Annotated in this window: 19 protein-coding genes; 14 read left to right on the top strand and 5 right to left on the bottom strand. The window is 63.6% G+C overall.

Features of this window, described 5'->3' with window-relative positions:
• Window position 1 precedes the first annotated feature (1 nt).
• Genes IM737_RS12370 through IM737_RS12380 form a run of 3 tightly spaced genes read right to left on the bottom strand, consistent with a single transcriptional unit; the run spans window position 2 to window position 3,868 of the window.
• Window positions 2–760, bottom strand: a complete 759-nt coding sequence (locus tag IM737_RS12370) for an SDR family NAD(P)-dependent oxidoreductase (RefSeq protein WP_236894239.1) — start codon at window positions 758–760, stop codon at window positions 2–4.
• On the bottom strand, window positions 757–2,007 hold the full coding sequence (locus tag IM737_RS12375) for a thiolase family protein (protein ID WP_236894240.1): 1,251 nt from the start codon (window positions 2,005–2,007) through the stop codon (window positions 757–759). Before IM737_RS12375 ends, IM737_RS12370 begins: the two co-directional genes overlap by 4 nt.
• A 4-nt stretch (window positions 2,008–2,011) precedes the next feature.
• A complete protein-coding gene (locus IM737_RS12380; RefSeq protein ID WP_236894241.1) occupies window positions 2,012–3,868 on the bottom strand; it encodes a feruloyl-CoA synthase in 1,857 nt (618 codons plus the stop codon).
• Between the two features lie 278 nt (window positions 3,869–4,146).
• Here IM737_RS12380 and panB point away from each other — a divergent pair, with 278 nt between their 5' ends.
• From panB to IM737_RS12445, 13 genes are all read left to right on the top strand, one after another.
• Window positions 4,147–4,965, top strand: coding sequence for a 3-methyl-2-oxobutanoate hydroxymethyltransferase (panB, locus tag IM737_RS12385; RefSeq protein ID WP_236894242.1), 819 nt, complete (start codon window positions 4,147–4,149; stop codon window positions 4,963–4,965).
• Entirely contained in the window at window positions 4,958–5,728 is a 771-nt protein-coding gene (locus tag IM737_RS12390; protein ID WP_236894243.1) for a type III pantothenate kinase, read from the top strand. Before panB ends, IM737_RS12390 begins: the two co-directional genes overlap by 8 nt.
• Window positions 5,721–6,932 (top strand): bifunctional phosphopantothenoylcysteine decarboxylase/phosphopantothenate--cysteine ligase CoaBC, encoded by a 1,212-nt coding sequence (gene coaBC / locus IM737_RS12395; protein WP_236894244.1) that lies wholly within the window; start codon window positions 5,721–5,723, stop codon window positions 6,930–6,932. The genes IM737_RS12390 and coaBC overlap by 8 nt, the downstream gene beginning before the upstream one ends.
• On the top strand, window positions 6,929–7,774 hold the full coding sequence (gene panC / locus IM737_RS12400; protein ID WP_236894245.1) for a pantoate--beta-alanine ligase: 846 nt from the start codon (window positions 6,929–6,931) through the stop codon (window positions 7,772–7,774). Before coaBC ends, panC begins: the two co-directional genes overlap by 4 nt.
• A 348-nt stretch (window positions 7,775–8,122) precedes the next feature.
• Window positions 8,123–8,509, top strand: coding sequence for a succinate dehydrogenase, cytochrome b556 subunit (gene sdhC, locus IM737_RS12405; protein ID WP_236894246.1), 387 nt, complete (start codon window positions 8,123–8,125; stop codon window positions 8,507–8,509).
• Window positions 8,509–8,901 (top strand): succinate dehydrogenase, hydrophobic membrane anchor protein, encoded by a 393-nt coding sequence (gene sdhD, locus IM737_RS12410; protein WP_236894247.1) that lies wholly within the window; start codon window positions 8,509–8,511, stop codon window positions 8,899–8,901. The genes sdhC and sdhD overlap by 1 nt, the downstream gene beginning before the upstream one ends.
• Before the next feature lie 5 nt (window positions 8,902–8,906).
• The gene (gene sdhA / locus IM737_RS12415; protein WP_236894248.1) at window positions 8,907–10,718 is read left to right on the top strand and encodes a succinate dehydrogenase flavoprotein subunit; all 1,812 of its coding nucleotides are present in this window, start codon (window positions 8,907–8,909) and stop codon (window positions 10,716–10,718) included.
• A gap of 2 nt (window positions 10,719–10,720) precedes the next feature.
• Window positions 10,721–11,149, top strand: a complete 429-nt coding sequence (locus IM737_RS12420; RefSeq protein ID WP_236894249.1) for a hypothetical protein — start codon at window positions 10,721–10,723, stop codon at window positions 11,147–11,149.
• On the top strand, window positions 11,146–11,574 hold the full coding sequence (locus IM737_RS12425; RefSeq protein WP_236894250.1) for a DUF3052 domain-containing protein: 429 nt from the start codon (window positions 11,146–11,148) through the stop codon (window positions 11,572–11,574). The genes IM737_RS12420 and IM737_RS12425 overlap by 4 nt, the downstream gene beginning before the upstream one ends.
• Before the next feature lie 32 nt (window positions 11,575–11,606).
• The gene (locus IM737_RS12430; protein WP_236894251.1) at window positions 11,607–11,915 is read left to right on the top strand and encodes a hypothetical protein; all 309 of its coding nucleotides are present in this window, start codon (window positions 11,607–11,609) and stop codon (window positions 11,913–11,915) included.
• A 55-nt stretch (window positions 11,916–11,970) separates the two neighbouring features.
• A complete protein-coding gene (locus IM737_RS12435; RefSeq protein ID WP_236894252.1) occupies window positions 11,971–12,267 on the top strand; it encodes a hypothetical protein in 297 nt (98 codons plus the stop codon).
• A 188-nt stretch (window positions 12,268–12,455) separates the two neighbouring features.
• On the top strand, window positions 12,456–13,238 hold the full coding sequence (locus IM737_RS12440) for a succinate dehydrogenase iron-sulfur subunit (RefSeq protein ID WP_236894253.1): 783 nt from the start codon (window positions 12,456–12,458) through the stop codon (window positions 13,236–13,238).
• A 63-nt stretch (window positions 13,239–13,301) separates the two neighbouring features.
• Window positions 13,302–14,687 (top strand): cytochrome P450, encoded by a 1,386-nt coding sequence (locus IM737_RS12445; RefSeq protein WP_236894254.1) that lies wholly within the window; start codon window positions 13,302–13,304, stop codon window positions 14,685–14,687.
• On the opposite strand, the gene IM737_RS12450 is transcribed toward IM737_RS12445, so the two are convergent.
• Window positions 14,684–15,541 (bottom strand): alpha/beta fold hydrolase, encoded by an 858-nt coding sequence (locus IM737_RS12450; protein WP_236894255.1) that lies wholly within the window; start codon window positions 15,539–15,541, stop codon window positions 14,684–14,686. The two genes, IM737_RS12445 and IM737_RS12450, sit on opposite strands and share 4 nt — an antisense overlap.
• A 128-nt stretch (window positions 15,542–15,669) precedes the next feature.
• On the opposite strand from IM737_RS12450, the gene IM737_RS12455 reads away from it, so the two are divergent.
• Window positions 15,670–16,215, top strand: a complete 546-nt coding sequence (locus IM737_RS12455) for a methyltransferase family protein (protein ID WP_236894256.1) — start codon at window positions 15,670–15,672, stop codon at window positions 16,213–16,215.
• A gap of 6 nt (window positions 16,216–16,221) precedes the next feature.
• On the opposite strand, the gene IM737_RS12460 is transcribed toward IM737_RS12455, so the two are convergent.
• A complete protein-coding gene (locus tag IM737_RS12460; RefSeq protein WP_236894257.1) occupies window positions 16,222–16,662 on the bottom strand; it encodes a tellurite resistance TerB family protein in 441 nt (146 codons plus the stop codon).
• Window positions 16,663–16,874 lie beyond the last annotated feature (212 nt).

Genomic DNA, 16,874 nt, shown 5'->3' on the forward strand with positions numbered 1-16,874 from the left:
CCTATTTCGGCTGCATACGCAGCGCGCCGTCGAGCCGCACGATTTCGCCATTGAGGTAATCGTTCTCGACCATGGCAGTCACCAGCTGGCCGAACTCAGCCGGTTCGCCCAGCCGTGCCGGATAGGGGATCGAGGCACCCAAAGCGTCCTGAGCCTCCTGCGGCAGCTCGGCCAGCAGCGGCGTTTTGAACAGGCCCGGCGCAATGGTCAGCACGCGGATGCCAAAGCGCGCCAGTTCGCGCGCCACCGGCAGCGTCAGCGCCGCGATGCCGCCCTTGGAGGCCGCATATGCGGCCTGGCCGATCTGCCCCTCGAAGGCCGCCACGGAGGCTGTCGAAATGATGACACCCCGCGAGCCGTCCACCGGCTCAGCCACCGACATCTCGGCTGCCGCCAGCCGCAACATGTTGAAGGTGCCGATGAGGTTGACGCGAATGATCCGCTCGAAGGCATCGAGCGGCAGCGGGCCGTCGCGTCCGACGACGCGCCCTGCCCCACCGATGCCGGCACAGTTGATCAGCATGCGCGGTACGCCCAGTGCAGCCCGGCTGGCCGTCAATGCCGCCGTGGCACTATTGGCGTCAGCCACATCGCATTGCGCGAAGAAACCATCGATATCCGCTGCGACCGCCGATCCGGCGTCAACGTTGCGATCGAGAATGGTGACACGCGCGCCTTTCGCCGCCAGTGCCCTTGCAGTGGCAGCGCCGAGCCCCGAACCGCCGCCGGTGACAAGCGCAATCGATCCCTCGATCTTCACGATGCCGCCTCCGTGTTTTCGATGAGCAGGGCAATGCCCTGGCCGCCGCCAATGCAGGCCGAGGCGATGCCATAGCGCAACCCGCTGCGTTTGAGTTCGCGGGCCAGCGTCAAGGTGATACGAACGCCGGTCGCGCCCAGCGGATGGCCGATGGCAATGGCCCCGCCATTGACGTTGACCTTGTCCTCGTCGAGCCCCAGCTCGGCGATACAGGCCAGGATCTGCGCCCCGAACGCCTCGTTGATCTCGATGCGATCGATCTGTCCCAGGCTGAGTCCGCTGGCATCGAGTACGGCGCGGATGGCCGGAGCCGGACCGATGCCCATGATGTGCGGCGGCACGCCCACTGATGCGCTCGCAAGCATTCGCGCCAGCGGCTTGAGCCCTTTGGCCTCCACATAGCCGGATGAACCGACCAAGGCCGCCGCCGCACCGTCGACAATGGCCGATGAATTGCCGCCGGTCTGCACCCCGCCAAACGCCGGGCGCAGACGCGACAGCACCTCATAGGGCGAGGGGCGGATATGGCTGTCCACAGCGACGCTCTCAACGCCCTTGGCGAGCTTGATGCCGCGCGTCTGCAGTCCATCGATGGCAAAGTCCTCGGTAACGACAGGCGCGATTTCTCCAGCAAGGAACCCGCTGTCCCGCGCCGCAATGGCCCGCTCGAAACTACGCACCGCGAAGCGGTCCACCGTCTCGCGCGCGATCCCATACTGCTTGGCCAGGTTCTCGGCCGTATCCCCCATATTGCACAGCACCGCCGGGTCCATCAGCGCTTCCCACAGGAAATCCTTGAACTCCACCTGCCCCATGGCAAAGCCGTTACGGTGGGTATAGGCGGCGATTGGGTTGCGGCTCATCGACTCCGTGCCGACGCCCAGCGCCAGCTCGACCCGGCCCAGCGACACAGCGTCCGCCGCCTGACTCAGCGCCTCGATGCCGGTGCCGCAGATGCGCTGCACCAGGTGCGCCGGGCGCTCCACCGGCACCCCGGCATAGAGTCCGATATGGCGCGGCGTCACATAGGCGTCGAACGAGGCCTGCGCCATCGAACCGGCAACGGTAGTGCCGATATCGGCGGGATCCACGCCCGCCTTGGCGATGGCCGCCCGCGCCGCCTTGATGCCCAGGTCGATCGGCGAAATGGCCGACAGGGCCCCCCGGTAATCGACGAAGGGGGTTCGCATGCCATCGATCAGATAGGCGTCTTCGAATGTGGCCACGAGGCCCGATTGCTTGCTCATGTCATCATGCCTTTCGGGCAAAGGTCAGTACGGTGGTGGGGGCTGGTTCGGCATAGAGATCGGCAAAGGCCTGTGCCCGGGCCGCGATCACGGCCCGCTGGTTGATCGATCCCTTGTCGGTGATTTCTCCGGCATCGATGGATGGAGGAGCCGCCAGCAGCACGGCGCGCGCAATATGGCTGGCGCTGCCCGTCGCCTTGGCGGCGAGAGCGTCGAACCGCTCCTGGAAAGCGTCGCGCACCGCGGGATGGGCAACGATGTCAGCACCGGACGCTCCGGCATCCAACCCGGCGACCTTGCGGCAGGCCTCGAGGTCCGGAAAGATCAGCGCACCGATGAAATTGCGGTCGGCCCCGGTCAGCACCACATCGCGCAACAACGGTGTGCCCACCCCAATGGCGCCGATGCGCACCCCGCCTGCATTGACCCAGGTGCCGGTGGCCAGCTTGAAATCCTCGGTCACCCGCCCGTCAAAGACGAAGCCTTTGCCCAGATCATCCGGGTCGGCAAATTTGAGGGCGTCACCGATCCGGTAATAGCCCTCTTCGTCAAAGGCTTCGGCGGTCTTGTCGGTCTGTTTCCAGTATCCCGGCGTCACATTGGGTCCGCGCAGGCGCAGTTCGAGCTTCTCGTCGCCCGGCACCAGCTTGATTTCCATGCCCGCCGCCGGCAACCCAACCAGGCCTGCCCGGTCCACAGTCCAGGTGGTGGTAAAGGCAAAGGGCGCCGTTTCGGTCGAGCCATAGCCGGTGATGATGCGGATGCGCTGGCCAGTGGCGGCCCTAGCGGCCGCGTCGAGCCCGTCCCAGACATGCTGGGCCAGGCTGGCGCCGGCATATTGCATCACTTTGAGCTGGCTGAAGAACGTGTCGCGCAGCGCCGCATTGCCGCTGAGGTGTTCCACCAGGAATTCATAGCCCTTGGGCACGTTGAAATAGAGCGTCGGCGCAATCTCGCTCAGGTTGCGCGCCGTGCGCTTCATACCCTCCGGGGTGGCCGAGCCGTCGTCGATATAGAAGCTGCCGCCGTTGTAGAGCGCGATGCCCAGATTGTGGCTACCGCCCGCGACGTGGTTCCACGGCATCCAGTCCACCAGCACCGGCGGTTCGTCGGCGAGGAAGGCGAGGGCCGTGCGGATCATCTCCTGGTTGCAGGTCAGCATGCGCTGGGTGGTGATCACAGCCTTGGGCATGCCGGTCGAGCCGGAGGTGAAGAGGAACTTGGCAATGGTGTCGGGCGTGACAACAGCATTGGCCGCCGCTACCGCCGGAGTCGGCATTGTCGCCAGCAGACTGTCGAACAGGCCCGCCGGGCGATCTGCCGGCGGATTGCGGCGCACTACCAGCGGTGTGGTTGGGTCGATGGTGGCGGCGATGGCGGCGCCAAATTTGGCGCCGTCACTGGCATAGACCATGCCCGGCTCCAGCAGCTCCACGATATAGCGAAGCTTGGCAAAGTCCTTGGACACCAGCGAATAGGCCGGCGACAGCGGCGCATGCGGCACCCCGGCCAGCATGGCGGCATAACCGAGCAGGGCATGCTCGATTTCATTGCCGGAAAGGATCAGCAGCGGATGCTCGGCACTGAGACCGGCATCAACAAGAACCTGTGCCAGCGACTGCACGCGGGCATGCGCCTCGCCGTAGGTCAGTCGCCGCCAGGCGCCGTCTTCGCCGCGATCGGCCAGGAACACCCGGTCCGGATCGCTGGCCGCCCATTGCGCCAGCCGGTCGGTCATGGCGCGTGGATAGGGTGCCAGTGCTTCCTGCGACCGCACATAATGCGTGCCGTTTTCGACGGTCCGCAATTCTGCCCGCATGTTGCCCATGCGGACAGGCCGGTACTCCGGTAACTCTGCCATGACACCCCTCCAGTATTGTTATATAGCATAACAATGTTGGCGCACTAATCAAGCCCGTGTTACGAGGCGCTTGAGAACCGATCGGAGCTGCAAGGAAAGCGGCCTCTTGCAGAGAATGTCATCGCAACGGATGACGAACAGCGCTCCAGATTCGGCTCTAAATGGAGCTTTCTGGTCGGCTTAGAACTATTTGACACTTGCGCGAAACGCCTATCCGCGTTCATGGCAATCCCGGCCCGAACTCCACAGGCCGCGGGAAATCCAGAAAGGGACCGCCGATGTCCGCGACGACAGACAACAAGCGCCTTACCATTCGCGATATCCATGCGCTCCGCCGCGGCGGCGAGAAGATCGCCATGCTGACGGCCTATGACTATGTCACGGCCGGGCTCGTGGACCAGTCCGGGGTCGATATCATCCTGGTCGGGGACAGCCTGGGCAATGTGGTGCTGGGATACGAGACCACTTTGCCAGTGACGCTGGATGACATGATCCGCCATGCCAGTGCAGTCTATCGTGGGACGACGCGGGCCATGGTGGTGTGCGACCTGCCATTCGGCACGGCCAGGGACCCCGAAACTGCGCTGAGCAGCGCCATCACCGTATTGCAGCAAAGCGGTTGCCAGGCGGTCAAGATCGAAGGTGGCGGCGCGGCAGCGCCAATCGTGGCGCGGTTGGTGGAACAGGGCATCCCCGTCATGGGCCATATCGGGCTGACCCCACAGGCGGTGCACCAGCTGGGTGGCTACTACAAGCACGGCCGGGACGCGCCTGCGGCCCAGGAGCTGATTGCTGCGGCACGCGATCTGCAAAAGGCCGGGGCCTTTGCCCTTGTTCTGGAATTCATCGTGCCTGAGGTAGCCGCGGAAATTACGCGGCAACTGGACATACCCACGATCGGCATCGGATCGGGCCCCGATTGCGCCGGGCAGGTTCTGGTGATCAACGATCTCATCGGCCTCAACACGCGTCCGGTGCCCGGCTTCGCGCGGCCCAGGGCGGACGTCGCCGCTATCATCCGCCAGGCCGTCGGCGAGTATGTTTCGGACGTCAAGCAGCATGCGACGGCTCAGACAAAGGAGGCCGCCATTGGCTGAACACTGGCTACTGCTCGACATCGGCAATACACACACCGTTGCCGGGCTGTTCCAGCCCGACAGACACAGGGTGGCCGAGGTGCGGTTCCGCACGGACCCGCAATGCACGGCAGACGAATATCGCATGCAGCTGCGGCAACTGTTCAGCGACGCATTGGGGCGCAACGTCTGGGAAATGGCGGATCGCGCCATTGTCTCAACCGTCGTACCGGCACTCGAGGCCACGGTTGCCAAGGCCTGCGACGCCGTTCCGCTCCTGTCGATCAATGCGCGGCTAAGGCGTGATTTCGAGCTCGATCTGCCCCATCCAGAGCAACTCGGCGCCGACCGTCTTTGCAACGTCGCTGGTGCATTGAGCCTGGTCGGGGCACCGATGCTCATCGTCGATGCCGGTACGGCCACCACATTCTGCCTTGTCGATGACAGGCAGGCTTATGTTGGCGGGGCCATTGTGCCCGGACTCGATACGAGCTGGCGGGCCTTGCAGGCGCGGGCTGCGAAGTTATTCTCGGTGGAGCTCACACGACCCGATAATGCCGTGGGCAATACTACCGAGCTGCAAATCCAGAGCGGAGTGTTGCAGGGCTACGAGGCACTGATCGAGGGCATGGCCGATCGGCTGCTGCGCGATGCCGGCTTCGGGCAGGCCACGCTGATCGCAACCGGCGGCTGCACCAGGCTGATCCGCCTCTCCGACCGTTTTCGCATGGAGCCGGACCTGACACTCCTGGGTCTCTTCCGCTATGGGCAGTTGAATGGCTAGCAACATCCTCATCGCCGTCACGGGTAGCATCTCGGCCTACAAGATTGCCGATGTGGTCTCCGAACTCAGCAAGCGCGGGCACCGGGTGCAGTGTATCGTGACCGAAAGCGCGACGCAGTTCGTGACGCCGCTGGTGCTGGAAACGCTGAGCGGTCGGCCGGTGAAGTCCGCCCTGTTCGGCCCTGGCGTATCGGGGACCGAGCATATCGATCTGGCGCGATGGGCCGACATCTTCGTGGTGGCCCCGGCCTCTGCCAATATTCTGGCCAAGCTGGCACTTGGATTGGCCGATGATCTGCTGACCACCGTGGCGCTGGCGACCACCGCCCCACTGCTGATCGCGCCGGCCATGAACACGGTGATGTGGGACCACAAGGCCACACAACAGAACCTCGGGACACTCGTGGGCCGGGGTGCATCGGTGATCCATCCGGCGGCGGGCACACTGGCCTGTGGCGAGGTCGGCGTTGGCAAGCTGGCACCCGTGCCGGCAATCGTCGAGGCGATAGAGGCGGCATTGGTCGAGCCCAAGCGGGATCTGGAAGGCGTCAAGGTGCTGATTACCGCAGGACCGACGACGAGCCCGATCGACGCCGTACGCTACATCACCAACCATTCGACCGGCCGAATGGGCGCTGCCATGGCTGAGGAGGCGCTGCGACGTGGGGCTGAGGTGCGCTATGTGCTGGGCGTGGACAAGGGCGTGGTTCGCCCTGAGGCGCCCAAGGGCAGCGCTGACCGGCTGACTCTGGTCGAGGTGCGGACGGCAGAGGAAATGGCCGCCGCAGCTTTGCGCCTCCTGCCCGGTGTCAACGGAGTGGTCGCAACGGCCGCTGTGCTGGACTACCGCGTGGCGAACGCGGCTGCGGGTAAGCTGAAGCGGGCTGCCGAGGCCACGGTGCTGGACATGATCCCGTCGGTTGACGTGCTGGGATCGCTGCGGGCGGCGGCGACGGACCAGTGGTTCGTGGGTTTTGCCGCGGAGACCGACAATGTCGAGGCCAATGGCCGTGGCAAGCTCGAAAGCAAAGGGCTGGATTTCTTGTTCGCCAATCCAGTGGCGCGTGTTGGCGAAACCAGTGACACGGGATTTTCGGTTCCGACAAATGCCGGAACCTTGCTGCGGCGCGATGGCGATGCGGTCAGCTTGCCGGTCATGAGCAAGGCAGAACTGGCGCGGCGGCTGTGGGACTTGATCATATGACCGTCATATTGCGGACGGTGGCCGAGGTCCGGGCCTGGCGTCGGGCCTTGCCTGCAGGGCAGGCTCTCGGCTTCGTACCGACCATGGGCGCGCTGCATGCCGGCCATATCAGCCTGATGGAACTGGCAAAAGGCCGCGCCGCAGCGACCATTGCCAGCATTTTTGTCAATCCGCTGCAGTTCGGCCCAAAGGAGGACCTGGCGAAATATCCACGGCCAATCGAGCAGGACCTGGCCCTGCTGGAACGTGCCGGCGTCGATGCCCTGTTCTTGCCTGAGGTAAGCGCGCTCTACCCCGAGGGCGCATCGACCTTCGTGGTCGAGGAAGACGTATCGGGGCCAATGTGCGGCGCAGTCCGGCCCGGGCATTTCCGGGGTGTGACTACCGTCGTGCTCAAGCTGTTCAACATCGTACAGCCCGATCTCGCCGTGTTCGGGCAGAAGGACGCGCAGCAATGCGCCGTCATTGAGCGGATGGTGCGCGACCTTGCCCTACCGGTCGAGATCATGCGTGGGCCGATTGTCCGGGAGCCCGATGGCCTGGCACTGAGTTCGCGCAATATCTATCTCAGCCCCGAAGATCGGGCCGCAGCGCCGCTGATTTATGAAAGCCTGCAAGCGGCAAGGACAGCGTTCGAAGGCGGAGAGCGCCAGGCGGCCATGATTGCGGCAATCGGCCGGAAGGTAATGGCCACAGATGCACGGTTTACCCTGCAGTATTGGGATGTGCGCGATCCGATGACGCTTGAGGCGCTCACGACCATTCCGGCAGGCGCCGGTGCGCTCTTTGCGGTTGCGGCGCATCTGGGGCCGACCAGACTCATCGACAATATCACGGTCTGACCACGCGCGCGATCCTGCTGCAACGTCCAGTGCCTTAGTACTGGAGGCATCGCAGGAACGGGCATGGTCGGCTTTGTGAACGGTGGCCAAACGCCCGGTTCAGGCCATGGCCAAGCCGATCTTGCTAGAACGGCCATGGAGGGATGGGGTGGATTGAGGGCCGGAGTGACCCAGGTCGAAGCCTTGAATCCACCCCAACTCCTGCGTTCCCCGCACATGACGTGCGCTTTGCGAACAAAGTGCGGAATGCGCCAAAAGTCTCAGAGCGATGCTTTGATTTTGTAAGCTTTGGGCGCTAGAAGTCTCGAACCATTCCAAACTAGCGGCCCCCTCCCGCAAGGAATTCTCATGACGGTTCGAGCCCGCCCGCTTTCCCCCCATTTGCAGATCTACCGCTGGACCATCACCATGGCGATGTCGATCGCCCACCGCGCCACCGGCATCGCCAATTATGCCGGTACGCTGTTCCTGGTGATCTGGCTGGCCGCCGCCGCCTGGGGGCAGGAGCCGCTCAATGTGGTCAATTCCATCTATGGCAGCTGGTTCGGCCAGCTGGTGCTGTTCGGGTTCACCTGGAGCCTGATCCACCACATGCTGGGCGGGATCCGCCACTTCATCTGGGATTTCATCATCGGCATGGAGCCGGGGCAGCGTGAAATGCTGGCCTGGGGCAACCTCATCGCTTCCATCGTCCTGACCCTCCTGGTCTGGACCGTTTTCGTCTGGATGGCATGATGCGCGAACAGATCATTACCCGCGACATGGTCGCCAATCCCAAGTCGGCCTATGGCGACAAGAAGGCCTCGACCCGCCACTTCATCACCCAGCGTCTGACAGGCGCGATCAACATCGCCTTCCTTATCCTGCTGCTGTTTGTGGTGGTGCGGCTGGCCGGACAGGACCGGCCCGACATGGTGGCCGTGATCGGCAATGGCTGGATCGGCATTCCGCTGGCCATTCTCCTCGTCATCGTCACCATCCACATGCGCAACGGCATGCGCGACACGCTGGAAGATTATCTCCACGGCCGCCTCTACCGCTTCGCCATGCTCAAGAACACGCTGTTCTGCATCATCATCGGGCTGGTGGGCGTCGTTTCCATTCTCAAGCTCGTCTTCTGGGGTTAGTCGCCATGGCGCAATACGAACTCATCGACCACGAATTCGACGTGGTCGTGGTGGGCGCCGGCGGCGCGGGCCTGCGCGCCACGCTCGGCATGGCCGAGCAGGGCTTCAACACCGCCTGCATCACCAAGGTCTTCCCGACCCGCAGCCACACCGTGGCGGCGCAGGGCGGCATCGCGGCCTCGCTGCAGAATATGGGCCCAGACTCGTGGCAGTGGCACATGTACGACACCGTCAAGGGGTCGGACTGGCTGGGCGACAACGACGCCATGGAATATCTGGCGCGCGAAGCGCCGGCCGCCATCTATGAGCTCGAACACTACGGCGTGCCGTTTTCGCGCACCACCGAAGGCAAGATCTACCAGCGCCCCTTCGGCGGCCACATGACCGAATTCGGCGAAGGCCCGCCGGTGCAGCGCACCTGCGCCGCCGCCGACCGCACTGGCCACGCGATCCTCCACACCCTCTATGGCCAGAGCCTGCGCCATAATGCGCAGTTCTATATCGAATATTTCGCCCTCGACCTGATCATGGGCGACAATGGCGAATGCCAGGGCATCATCGCCTGGAAGCTGGACGACGGCACGCTGCACCGCTTCCGCGCCAAGCTGGTCGTGCTGGCCACCGGCGGCTATGGCCGTTCCTATTTCTCCGCCACTTCGGCCCATACCTGCACCGGCGACGGCAACGGCATGGTCGCCCGCGCCGGCCTGCCGCTGCAGGATATGGAATTCGTGCAGTTCCATCCCACGGGAATCTATGGCGCGGGCGTGCTGATCACCGAAGGCGCGCGCGGCGAGGGCGGCTATCTCACCAATTCGGAGGGCGAGCGCTTCATGGAGCGCTATGCCCCCAATGCCAAGGACCTCGCGTCGCGCGACGTCGTCTCCCGCTGCATGACGCTCGAAATCCGCGAGGGGCGCGGCGTCGGTCCCAAGAAGGACCACATCTACCTGCACCTCGACCACCTCGATCCCAAGGTGCTGCATGAGCGCCTGCCGGGCATCACCGAATCGGCGAAGATTTTTGCGGGCGTCGACCTGACCCGCGAGCCCATCCCGGTGCTGCCGACGGTGCATTACAATATGGGCGGCATCCCCGCGAACTATCATGGTGAGGTTCTCGACCCGACGCCTGACAACCCTGACCGTATCGTGCCCGGCCTGATGGCTGTGGGCGAGGCCGCCTGCGCCTCGGTGCATGGCGCCAACCGGCTGGGCTCCAATTCGCTCACCGACCTCGTGGTCTTCGGCCGCGCCGCCGCCATCCGCGCCGGCAAGGTGGTCGACAAGGCAGCGCCAATCCCTGGTATCAACGCGGCGCAGGACGCTAAAATCCTCGCCCGCTTCGACCGGCTGCGCAACGCTTCAGGCTCAAAGCCGACCGCCGAAATCCGCGACGCCATGCAGCACACCATGCAGGAAGATGCTGCCGTGTTCCGCACCTCGGAGTCGCTCAAGTCGGGCGTGGCCCGCATGACCGACATCTATGGCCAGCTGAGGGACGTCGCCGTTACCGACCGGAGCCTGATCTGGAATTCAGACCTCGTTGAAACGCTCGAACTCGAAAACCTCATGGCCAATGCCATGGTTACTGTGGTCTCGGCCGAAGCCCGCCACGAAAGCCGCGGCGCCCATGCACACGAGGACTTCCCCAGCCGCGACGACGAGAACTGGCGCAAACACACGCTGAGCTGGCTCAACATTGAGACTGGTGCCGTCAAGCTCGGCTACCGTCCGGTCCATGTCGATCCGCTGACGCCCGAAAGCGAGGGCGGCATCAACCTCAAGAAGATCGCGCCAAAGGCACGCGTGTACTGATCATGCGTTTGGCGGTTGCCTCAACGGTTGTTCTGGTGCTCGGCGCTGCGGCGCCGGCCAATGCCGTTTCGGAAACCGCCGAAGGCTTTTCGCGCGCCATGCAGGGCTGCTGGAATCGCGTCGACACGAATGATGACGCCTCGCACCAGATGTGCCTGGATGGCGGGCTTACCGGCACTTTGACCGTGATGGAGTGCCAAACCCACGACGACCTGACGGAATGCTCCAGCCAGGAAGGCCGCTACGAATTCCGGGACGAAAAGTTCTGGCGTAGCTATGCGGACGGCCCGCTTGCCGGCGGCCTCGACAATTGCGACGTGCGGCTTGAGGCAGGCAAGCAGGTCGAACTGCACAATTGCCAATGGACCACTGAGCCGGCTTTGGGCGCTTCGGCTGACGACGCGGTCTATGAGAGGGCGTTCGGGCAATGACTGACATCGGCTATTCCGGTACGCCTCTCGCACAAAAACTCGGCCTCAAGGTTGGGCAGCGGGCGCTGTTCATCGACCTGCCGCAATCGCTGGCCGATCTGACGACTGCCCGCGCGTTCATCGAATCCACCCGCATCACCGTCGAGCAGCTTGGCGACACCGCCAAGGGCTATGATTTCATCCATCTTTTCACCGCTGCCCGCTCGGTGCTCGAAGCCTTGGCCCAGCCGCTGATGAACCTGGTCGCGCGCGACGGCATGATCTGGATCAGCTGGCCAAAGAAGGCATCCAAAGTTGCCACCGACATAACCGAAGACGTCATTCGAGAAGTCGTGTTGCCGATAGGATTGGTGGATGTAAAGGTATGCGCGGTCGACGAGGTTTGGTCAGGACTGAAACTCGTCATCCGCAAGGAACTACGGTGACTTTACTTTAATCCAACCACAGGGAGACCAGCATGAAGACTATTGTTGCGACGACCCTCGGGGCCGCCATGGCGCTTGCCGCCATCCTGCCCGCCAGCGCCGGCACCATCGGCGACGGTTATGACAAGTGGACCATCTATTCCGACGACACCATTGCCTGCATCGAGTCCGACGCAGCCGCCAAGCTGACGCCGGTCCAGTACACCTATCTGGAATCGATCATGGACAACCAGGTGAACGCCTATGAGACCTGGAAGGACAACGGCCTGACCCTGTCTGACACGGTCAAGGTGCATACCTTCGTCTGGGCCGCCGGCCCCGATTGCGTGCTCAAGAGCTAAGATCAATGCCGGGCGGTCTGCCGCCCGGCACCCACTCTCCAACAGGATTGCCTCAATGTCCCTGCTCCGCCTGTCCGCCCTGGTGCTTGCTGCCGCGCTGATCCCCGTGAGCGCCGCGCAGGCCGCTCCGACCGCCGAGCAGAAGGCCGAGTTCTACCGGGTCTGCATGGGCATCGCCGAAAACGATACGCTGTGTTCGTGCAAGGCGGACGCGGCGATGACGCTGATCGATGAGCGATTCATGGACGTGGTGATTGCCGGCATGAAGGGCGGCGCCACCGCTCCTGAAGATGCGGTGCCCTACAACACCTACGTCGCCAAATCGAACCAGATCTGCAAGCCGAACTACTGATGATGCACGGATGCGCCACCATCGCGATGTCATCACGGCGCAGGCCGGGATCCATGCGGTGAAGCCGTCCCGGACACTGCGTTTGCGGCGAGCGCCGGACATGGATGCCGGCCTGCGCCGGAATGACCCGGTGGATTGTTGAATACTTGGGCCGCCCCTCGAGCCCGCGTTGAGAAGGAATGCGACCCATGGTCGAACTGATGCTCCCCAAGGCCGATCGGCCGACCAAGGGCAAGACCTGGCCCAAGCCGGCCAATGCCAAGCGCCTGCGCGAATACCACATCTATCGCTACAATCCGGACGAGGACGCCAATCCGCGCATCGACACCTATTTCGTCGATCTCGACGATTGCGGCCCGATGATCCTGGATGGCCTGCTGTGGATCAAGAACAAGGTCGATGCGACCCTGACCCTGCGCCGCTCCTGCCGCGAGGGCATTTGTGGCTCCTGCTCGATGAACATCAACGGGCTCAATACCCTGGCCTGCACCAAGGGCATGGATGACAGCTCGGGTCCGATCAAGATCTACCCGCTGCCGCACATGCCCGTGGTCAAGGACCTGGTGCCTGATCTCACCACCTTCTACGCCCAGCATCGCGCCATCGAGCCCTGGCTCAAGACCACATCGCCGACGCCGACCAAGGAATGGACCCAGACCGTTCCCCAGCGCGCCAAGCTCGACGGGCTCTATGAGTGCATCCTCTGCGCCTGCTGCTCGACCTCGTGCCCGAGCTATTGGTGGAACGGCGAGAAGTATCTGGGGCCCGCTGCCTTGCTGCAGGCCTATCGCTGGCTGATCGACTCGCGCGACGAAACCACCCAGGAGCGTCTCGACGACCTCGAGGACCCCTTCAAGCTGTTCCGCTGCCACACCATCATGAACTGCGCCAAGGTCTGCCCCAAAGGCTTGAACCCGGCCAAGGCCATCGCCGAAATCAAGAAGATGATGGTGGAGCGCAAGGCGGCTTAGGCTAGCCAGCGCCTTGGCTGGGCGGTAGGATTCGCCGCCGTCCAATCGGGCAAGGGAGCTTTCATGAGCGACGCTGGCACATCGACGACGGCGGGGTCCCCGCCGCGACCGGCCCGCATTGCCCCCATGCCCAAGGGCCTGCCGATATTGGGCCATCTGGTCGATATCGGGCTTGATCCCTTCACCGCCTTCGAGAAGTGGTCGGCCGAATATGGCGATATCGTCCGCCTGAAGCTGGGCAACTGGCCGACGTTGCTGGTCAGCGGCTCGGACCTGATCGAGCAGGTGCTGGTCAAGCAGCACGAGAACTTCACCAAGCATCGCTTCTTCTGGCGCCATGTGACGCTGGCTGCCGGCACGGGCCTGTTCACCAGCGAGGGCGCCCTGTGGCAGCGCCAGCGCAAGTTGGCGGCGCCCGCTTTCGCCGGATCGCGGCTGACCAGCTACGACACCGCCATGACTGAAATCACCGAGCGGATGCTGGAGGATTGGCCCGATGGCGAGGTCATCGACCTGCTGCCGCAGATGATGGGACTGGGAATCCGCATCGCCGCGCGCACCATGTTCAGCGCCGAGCTCGAAGCCGACGTCAAGGTGATCGACGATGCCATGAACGACATCCTGTCCGAGATCACCCGTCGCTATTCGCGGCTGTTCCTGATCCCCGACGCGGTGCCCCTGCCCGGCCATATCCGCTATCGCAAGGCCGTGGCCACCATCGAAAACATCGTGACCCGCATCATTGCCGAACGGCAGGGCGGCACAGACGATCGCGGCGACCTGATCTCCATGCTGCTGGCGGCGCGCGACGAGCAGGGCCAGCCTATGACGCCCCGGCAGCTGCGCGACGAAGTGCTGACCATGCTGATCGCCGGCTACGAGACTTCGGCAGTCACCATGTGCTGGGGCCTGCATGCCCTCAGCCAGCGGCCGGACCTGCAGGACGCCATTGCCGCGGAAGTGCGCGAGATCGTCGGCGACGGGCCGATCCGCCACGAAAACCTGGCGCAGATGAAGGTCACCGAAAACGTCGTCATCGAGACGCTGCGCCTCTATCCGGCGGCCTGGGCCTTCGGGCGCGAGGCAAAAGCCGATTGCCGCATCGGCGATTACGACGTGCCGGCGGGGACCACGGTCTATATCAGCTCCTGGGCCATCCACCGGAATCCCGCCTATTACGAGGATCCGCTGGCTTTCAAGCCGGAGCGCTGGACCAGCGAGCTGCGCAAGAGCCTGCCGCGCTTCGGCTACCTGCCCTTTGGCGGTGGGCCGCGCATCTGCATTGGCAATCGCTTTGCCATGATGGAGGCGATGCTGCTGATCGGCACGATCTGCCGTCGCTTCCGCCTGGAGGCGCATGGACCAAAGAGCCTCAAGCCGCGCCCGACCCTGACCCTGCGACCGGCAGGCCAGGTGCTGGCCGGCGTCAGCCGGCGCGAGACCGCTTAAGCCGTACGGGTCTGGCGATTGTCCAGCGCGCTCTGGCGACCGACATCGTCGACGAACTGATCGAGCAGCTGGTTGAAGGTGTCAGGCGCGTCGAGGAACGGGGCATGCCCCACTTCGGGGATAACATGGCACTGGCCGTGCCAGAGCGTGTTGTAGGCGAGGCTGTTGACATAGCTCAGTCGGGCTATGGGCTCATGGGCGCCATTGACGATGGCTACCGGCACGGACGCGTGTTCGACGGCCAGCTTCTGGTCGGACCAGTCGCCGCGCGACAGGCCCCGGAAGATGGCCGTCCGCACCCGCCCGTCGGCCCGGGCGATGGATTGCAGCTGCTCGGGCTGCGGATGATCGCCATAGCACAGCCGCCCGAAGCGCTCGATGTCACGCAAGTTGAACTGTTCCTTGGAGGTCAGCAGCATGTCCCAGCTGGTGTGGAAGGCGCGCAGCATGGCGAGCGGCCCGCGCGACACAGGCGGCGTGCCCGTCAGCATCAGGCCGGCAACGGCCTTGTTGTGTTCCAGCATGTCGATGGCGACATGGCCGCCCAGCGACCAGCCGAACACCGCGACATGGGTCAGGCCGAGCTGGTCAATGACCTCGCCGACCGTGGCGGCCATTGCCTGCAGCGTATAGGCAGCCTGCGGATCGTCCGCATTGGCCGACGCGCCGTGTCCCGGCAGATCGAGCGCAATCATCCGGTGCCTGTCGGCCATGGGATGGGCAAACTGGTTGTCGAACACATCCTTGCTGGCACCCGACCCATGCAACATCAGCAGCGGCATGCCGGTGCCGCGCGATTGCCGGACGCTGATCTGGCCGTTGGTTGTGTAGAGAATGCTGTCTATGGTGTTCATGCTGTGGCCAATCGCCGGTTTCTGCGCGAAAACCATGCCATGCAAAGCTTCTCTATCCCGTTGATGGAGACGGTGAAGGAAGCCATAAGCCGAACGGTAAAGTTTGTCGGCAGTGAACGGGGGCCCGCATGCAGACCATCCTCGATACCATTGTAACGCTGGTTGGGCTGGCAACGGTTGGCCAGTATGCCTGGTCACTGCGGGCGCACTTTGCGTCCGACCAGGTGCCCACGGGCACCAAGGTGATTTCGCTGGCCGTGGTGCTGAGCCTCGTCAGCTACCTCTACCTGCAATGGACAGTGGAGCAGCCGGCCTTCGCCCAGATCATTGGCCTATTGCTGATGCTGGCGAGCCTGGCCTTGTTCTGGGCGGCAATCTTCGCGTCGCGTGAGGCCAATCTCCTCTTGGCCTTCGACGAGAAAAAACCGCATGGCATCGTGGCGATCGGACCATACCAATATGTCCGCCACCCCTTCTATCTGTCGTACCTGATCTTCTGGGGCGCCTGGGCGATCGCCAGCTGGCACCTGCTCGGCGCCCTGCCGTTTATCGCCATGCTCGCCATCTATGTGACTGCGGCACGCGGCGAAGAGCAGAAGTTTGAGAACTCGCCTCTGGCGGAGGACTACCGGGCCTATCGCAAGCGCGCCGGCTTTCTCTGGGCCAAGTTCTAGACCGACTTACGCCGTTGCGGATTTGCCGATCTGATTGCGCAGGATCGTCCGGTCGCGGCTGGAGACGCCGATGAGTTCGGCGACGCGCCAGACCATGTTGTCCTCGAGCTCGTGGTTCTTCTTGTCGGCAAACACCACGGTCCACATCATGCGGATGATTTCGAGGCGGTCCTCGTCTTCGAGCGAAGACAGAGCCGAAGTAAACCTGTAGAAATCCACCGCCTCGGCATCACGCAGGGCGGCTTCCTTGACCAGCCGTTCCACACCGGCTTCGTCGAGGTCATAGTGATCGATCAGCGCGCCCTTGATGGCCTTGCGCTCATCGTCCTTCATCTGCCCGTCGACCGACGCCAGATGCACCAGTAGCACGGCTACGGCGAGCTTGGGATCATGACTATCGAGCGCCGTTTCGGGCTTGTTGAACAGGCGAGTGATGGCCTCGAACATGGCAGAGGGCCTCTTTCGGGGAGCAAACAGAGCAAAATGGGTTGGCGCGCCGGGAGAAGCGCGCTGCACAAGACTTAGCGGTTCACCCGATTTGTGAAAGGGCCTGAAACGCCGGTCACGCGGTCTTGACCGGTGCTGATGCGGAAGCGCCACACCGGCTCGCCACAAAAAGGACTCGACTCCCAAAAGATTCGGAGTCAACATGTTCCTGT

Origin of the sequence: Devosia sp. SL43, assembly GCF_021729885.1 — a bacterium.
Lineage (GTDB): Bacteria > Pseudomonadota > Alphaproteobacteria > Rhizobiales > Devosiaceae > Devosia.

What these genes read in the sequence shown, in the direction of transcription:
- IM737_RS12375 (WP_236894240.1), bottom strand. Translation starts at nt 2,007, where the DNA reads ATGAGCAAGCAATCGGGCCTCGTGGCCACATTCGAAGACGCCTATCTG.
- IM737_RS12380 (WP_236894241.1), bottom strand. Translation starts at nt 3,868, where the DNA reads ATGGCAGAGTTACCGGAGTACCGGCCTGTCCGCATGGGCAACATGCGG.
- panB (WP_236894242.1), top strand. Translation starts at nt 4,147, where the DNA reads ATGTCCGCGACGACAGACAACAAGCGCCTTACCATTCGCGATATCCAT.
- coaBC (WP_236894244.1), top strand. Translation starts at nt 5,721, where the DNA reads ATGGCTAGCAACATCCTCATCGCCGTCACGGGTAGCATCTCGGCCTAC.
- panC (WP_236894245.1), top strand. Translation starts at nt 6,929, where the DNA reads ATGACCGTCATATTGCGGACGGTGGCCGAGGTCCGGGCCTGGCGTCGG.
- sdhC (WP_236894246.1), top strand. Translation starts at nt 8,123, where the DNA reads ATGACGGTTCGAGCCCGCCCGCTTTCCCCCCATTTGCAGATCTACCGC.
- sdhD (WP_236894247.1), top strand. Translation starts at nt 8,509, where the DNA reads ATGCGCGAACAGATCATTACCCGCGACATGGTCGCCAATCCCAAGTCG.
- sdhA (WP_236894248.1), top strand. Translation starts at nt 8,907, where the DNA reads ATGGCGCAATACGAACTCATCGACCACGAATTCGACGTGGTCGTGGTG.
- IM737_RS12420 (WP_236894249.1), top strand. Translation starts at nt 10,721, where the DNA reads ATGCGTTTGGCGGTTGCCTCAACGGTTGTTCTGGTGCTCGGCGCTGCG.
- IM737_RS12425 (WP_236894250.1), top strand. Translation starts at nt 11,146, where the DNA reads ATGACTGACATCGGCTATTCCGGTACGCCTCTCGCACAAAAACTCGGC.
- IM737_RS12430 (WP_236894251.1), top strand. Translation starts at nt 11,607, where the DNA reads ATGAAGACTATTGTTGCGACGACCCTCGGGGCCGCCATGGCGCTTGCC.
- IM737_RS12435 (WP_236894252.1), top strand. Translation starts at nt 11,971, where the DNA reads ATGTCCCTGCTCCGCCTGTCCGCCCTGGTGCTTGCTGCCGCGCTGATC.
- IM737_RS12440 (WP_236894253.1), top strand. Translation starts at nt 12,456, where the DNA reads ATGGTCGAACTGATGCTCCCCAAGGCCGATCGGCCGACCAAGGGCAAG.
- IM737_RS12445 (WP_236894254.1), top strand. Translation starts at nt 13,302, where the DNA reads ATGAGCGACGCTGGCACATCGACGACGGCGGGGTCCCCGCCGCGACCG.
- IM737_RS12450 (WP_236894255.1), bottom strand. Translation starts at nt 15,541, where the DNA reads ATGAACACCATAGACAGCATTCTCTACACAACCAACGGCCAGATCAGC.
- IM737_RS12455 (WP_236894256.1), top strand. Translation starts at nt 15,670, where the DNA reads ATGCAGACCATCCTCGATACCATTGTAACGCTGGTTGGGCTGGCAACG.
- IM737_RS12460 (WP_236894257.1), bottom strand. Translation starts at nt 16,662, where the DNA reads ATGTTCGAGGCCATCACTCGCCTGTTCAACAAGCCCGAAACGGCGCTC.